4 protein-coding genes, 4 tRNA genes and 1 pseudogene are annotated in these 4195 nt (G+C 49.0%); 2 read left to right on the forward strand and 7 right to left on the reverse strand.

Going from position 1 to position 4195, the window contains the following annotated elements; all coding sequences use genetic code 11:
* The 5 genes from FDW97_RS02570 to FDW97_RS02590 all read right to left on the reverse strand — a co-directional run.
* A partial coding sequence (locus tag FDW97_RS02570; protein ID WP_000031651.1) for a GTP-binding protein occupies nucleotides 1-128 on the reverse strand: 128 nt, incomplete at its 3' end.
* 118 nt (nucleotides 129-246) lie between these two features.
* A tRNA-Thr gene (locus FDW97_RS02575) sits at nucleotides 247-322 on the reverse strand.
* Nucleotides 323-327: 5 nt separating this feature from the next.
* Nucleotides 328-402: transfer RNA gene (locus tag FDW97_RS02580), tRNA-Gly, on the reverse strand.
* A gap of 114 nt (nucleotides 403-516) precedes the next feature.
* Nucleotides 517-601 (reverse strand) — tRNA-Tyr (locus FDW97_RS02585).
* An 8-nt stretch (nucleotides 602-609) separates the two neighbouring features.
* Nucleotides 610-685, reverse strand: a tRNA-Thr gene (locus FDW97_RS02590).
* Between the two features lie 19 nt (nucleotides 686-704).
* Here FDW97_RS02590 and FDW97_RS23570 point away from each other — a divergent pair.
* Together FDW97_RS23570 and coaA are read left to right on the forward strand one after the other, a co-directional pair.
* Nucleotides 705-785: pseudogene (locus FDW97_RS23570) on the forward strand (hypothetical protein); the annotation flags it as partial.
* 291 nt (nucleotides 786-1076) lie between these two features.
* Nucleotides 1077-2027 carry a type I pantothenate kinase gene (gene coaA / locus FDW97_RS02600; protein WP_032940924.1) on the forward strand — a complete coding sequence of 317 codons (951 nt, stop codon included), beginning with the start codon at nucleotides 1077-1079 and terminating at the stop codon, nucleotides 2025-2027.
* Nucleotides 2028-2059: 32 nt separating this feature from the next.
* Here coaA and birA read toward each other — a convergent pair whose 3' ends face one another.
* Both birA and murB read right to left on the reverse strand, forming a co-directional pair.
* Nucleotides 2060-3022, reverse strand: a complete 963-nt coding sequence (gene birA / locus FDW97_RS02605) for a bifunctional biotin--[acetyl-CoA-carboxylase] ligase/biotin operon repressor BirA (protein WP_137350618.1) — start codon at nucleotides 3020-3022, stop codon at nucleotides 2060-2062.
* Nucleotides 3019-4047: a UDP-N-acetylmuramate dehydrogenase gene (murB, locus tag FDW97_RS02610; RefSeq protein WP_137350619.1), complete on the reverse strand. Its 1029-nt coding sequence runs from the start codon at nucleotides 4045-4047 to the stop codon at nucleotides 3019-3021. Before murB ends, birA begins: the two co-directional genes overlap by 4 nt.
* Nucleotides 4048-4195: the final 148 nt, after the last annotated feature.

Below are 4195 nucleotides of genomic sequence, written 5' to 3' on the forward strand. Positions count from 1 at the left end.
GCACCGCCGTAGGTTTTAGCCAGTACGGTAGTGATTGCAGCGGTCAGCGTTGTTTTACCATGGTCAACGTGGCCGATAGTACCGACGTTAACGTGCGGTTTAGTACGTTCAAATTTTTCTTTAGACATCGATTGTCCCTCTAAGACACGGATAAATCGGTGATATCACCACATCAACCAGGCAATATACCTGAGCTGTTGAATGCTTTTAAAAGTAAACAGAGAGAAACGGGAAGGAGAAGTGAAGTGGTGCTGATACCCAGAGTCGAACTGGGGACCTCACCCTTACCAAGGGTGCGCTCTACCAACTGAGCCATATCAGCACGTCTGGAGCGGGCAGCGGGAATCGAACCCGCATCATCAGCTTGGAAGGCTGAGGTAATAGCCATTATACGATGCCCGCATCCTGAAACTCGGCTACCCAGTTCTTTCTGTAACAAAAAAGAGATTTCTCTCTTTTATGTTCGAGCTGATTAATTTTTTAACCAACTCAGGCGGCGATAACGCTGCCAGAAAGTGGTGGTGGGGGAAGGATTCGAACCTTCGAAGTCTGTGACGGCAGATTTACAGTCTGCTCCCTTTGGCCGCTCGGGAACCCCACCGGACTTGATGGTGCCGACTACCGGAATCGAACTGGTGACCTACTGATTACAAGTCAGTTGCTCTACCTACTGAGCTAAGTCGGCATCAAGTAGCGCGCATTTTATGGAGACCTGCGCACTCATGCAACTAAAAAATTGCATAAAATGTTCTATCGCTCACATTTTGCACTATACGTCCGATAAATAATCTATTTCTTCGTATGATTGGACAAATTTCCAACGGCGCGCGCCCTTCCAAAGGCAAGTTTTGCGCCGCCATGCGCTCATCCATAGAGAGAAAGTACCTCTTTATACATCTGGAATAGCCGTCACATTGCTTTTCAGGGGATGATTTTTTCTTATTATTCCCCCTCATCTGGTGTTACCCTCCTGCCCATTGTCCAAATTAACTGAAATGTGCGTGCCATTGCGTGCCGGGGATGATTTCGTTTTTTTACCGCAGACCTGATATAGCAATGACAGCCAGACCATGCGTATGAGTATAAAAGAGCAAGCGTTAACGTCGCCTTACCTACAGTTTGATCGCAACCAGTGGGCTGCGCTTCGTGATTCCGTGCCAATGACCCTGACCGAGGAAGAGATTGCTCGTCTGAAAGGCATTAACGAAGACTTGTCGCTGGAAGAAGTTGCCGAAATTTATTTGCCTCTATCGCGTTTGCTAAATTTTTACATCAGTTCGAACCTGCGACGTCAGGCAGTACTGGAGCAATTTTTAGGCACTAACGGCGAGCGTATTCCTTATATTATTAGCATTGCTGGCAGCGTCGCCGTTGGCAAAAGCACCACAGCACGTGTTTTACAGGCACTGTTGAGTCGCTGGCCTGAGCATCGTAAGGTTGAATTGATTACGACCGACGGTTTTCTTCATCCCAATCAGGTGTTGAAAGATCGTGGACTCATGAAGAAGAAAGGCTTCCCTCAGTCCTATGATATGCACCGCCTGGTTAAATTCGTTTCCGATTTGAAGTCAGGCGTACCCAACGTCACGGCACCGGTATACTCCCATCTTATCTATGATGTGATCCCTGATGGCGACAAAACTGTTGCCCAACCCGACATATTAATACTTGAAGGGCTTAATGTATTACAGAGCGGGATGGATTATCCTCACGATCCACATCATGTATTTGTTTCTGATTTTGTCGACTTTTCTATTTATGTTGATGCACCAGAGGAATTACTCCAGACGTGGTATATCAACCGCTTCCTGAAATTCCGCGAAGGGGCATTTACCAACCCAGACTCTTATTTCCATAATTATGCGAAATTGTCGGAAGACGAGGCAATCAACACGGCCACCTCATTATGGAAAGAGATTAACTGGCTGAATTTAAAACAAAATATTTTACCAACGCGTGAGCGTGCCAGCTTAATCATGACCAAAAGCGCCAATCATGCTGTTGAAGAGGTCAGGCTACGCAAATAAATAAACAAGGGGAGCCGCAGCTCCCCTTGTTATTATTCAGCACTTCTGAGCGATATTTCTCCGCCCATCCAGGGTTTTATCACGCCATTTTGTTCGAGCAATAATGCACCTTGTGCATCTATTCCACGAGATATCCCAAATATTTCTTTATCGCCAATAATGAGTTTTACCGGACGGTCGATAAAGTTGTCCAGCGTCTTCCAGCGGGACAAATACGGCGCTAAGCCCTCATGCTCAAACAATACCAACGCAGCGCGCAGCTCGCGGATTAGTCGGGCAGCAAGGGTATTGCGGTCAATGTTAATTCCCGCTTCCTGGAGATTAATCCAGCCCTGATTAACGACATTCTCTTCTACCCGGCGCATGGACATATTAATACCCGCACCGATAACAATTTGCGCGGCATCGCCCGTCTTACCGGTGAGTTCAACCAGAATTCCGGCCAGTTTACGATCGAGCAGATAGAGATCGTTCGGCCATTTCACGCGAACTTTATCCGCCCCCAGATCGCGTAAAACCCCCGCCATGACAATACCAATCACCAGACTCAGACCAATTGCGGCTGCCGGTCCTTGCTCCAGTCGCCAGAACATTGAGAGATACAGATTGGCGCCAAACGGTGAGAACCACTTACGTCCGCGACGACCACGACCGGCCTGCTGATACTCAGCGACGCAGGCATCCCCTGACTCCAGTTGACCAATACGGTCCATCAGGTACTGGTTGGTTGAGTCGATAACCGGCAGAACCGTGATATTCCCTCCATCCAACTGAGAATGAATCAGTGATGAGTCTAATAACTGGATAGGCTCAGGTAAGCTGTATCCTTTACCGGGAACAGTAAAGACATCAACGCCCCAGTCGCGTAGCGTCTGAACATGCTTATTGATTGCCGCACGGCTCATTCCCAGCTGTTCACCAAGCTGCTCACCAGAATGAAATTCGCCGTCGGCTAACAAGGAAATAAGCGTCAGGGGGACGGTATTATCTTTCATGCGATGATCTCCACAGCATTCACTTCACCCTGTGGGCCAATAAATCTGACCTCGGGTTCGAGCCAGACATTGAATTTCTCACCGACTTTTTGGCGTACATGATGCGCTAGTTGCACCACATCCTGACTGGTCGCACGGTCTGCATTGATCAGTACCAGTGCTTGCTGCTGATGTACCGCAGCACCACCAATACGCATGCCTTTTAGCTGGCATTGATCGATAAGCCAGCCGGCAGCCAGTTTTACTGAACCATCTACCTGCGGGTAATGAGGCGTAGTCGGGAATTTGGCCAACAGTTCCTGCGCAACGTGCGCTGTAACAACCGGGTTTTTAAAGAAGCTACCCGCATTACCGTTAACTTTCGGGTCAGGCAGCTTTGTTGTGCGCATATGACAGACAGAATCAAAAACCTGCTGAGGCGTCACGGTTGTAGGATCCAGACGCGTCAAGTCACCGTAAGTGAGAACGGGCTGCCACTGTTTAGGCAAGCGCAAACCAACGGCAACAATTGCGAAACGATCCTGATATTCATGCTTGAAGATGCTGTCACGGTAACCAAAACGGCATTCCGCGGCGCTGACGCGCAGATGTTTGCCGGTTGACAGTTCAACGCAGTCCACATATTCACAGACACGCTGCAGCTCCACACCATAAGCACCAATATTCTGAATGGGCGATGAACCGACACATCCGGGAATGAGTGCCAGATTTTCCAGTCCAGGCATACCTTCTTGCAGCGTGTGCTGTACCAGATGATGCCAGTTCTCACCGGCACCGACGTGCAGGTGCCACGCCTCAGGTTGTTCTGTGATCTCAATGCCCTTGATTCGATTGACGATCACCGTTCCATGGAAGGTATCGAGAAACAGGACGTTACTCCCCTCGCCCAGGATCAGTACTGGATGATGTGATGCATTCGCTGATTGCCAGGCATTCAGCAGTTGTTGCTCATTTTCGGCGCAGACAAGCTCATTAGCTTGTTGATCGATACCGAAGGTGTTCCAGGCTTTAAGGGAGTGATTCATAGACGCTTTCCTGATGCAAAATCGCGCTTAGTTTACCGCATATGCCGCAGGATGGCTTGTCTTATGGAGGCAAGGGGGTTGCCTGATGCGCTTTGGCAGGCCGGATAAGGCGGGATGCTGCATCCGGCAGGTTTCATTTCACACAGAC

Source organism: Citrobacter sp. wls708, from assembly GCF_005281255.1.
Lineage (GTDB): Bacteria > Pseudomonadota > Gammaproteobacteria > Enterobacterales > Enterobacteriaceae > Citrobacter > Citrobacter werkmanii.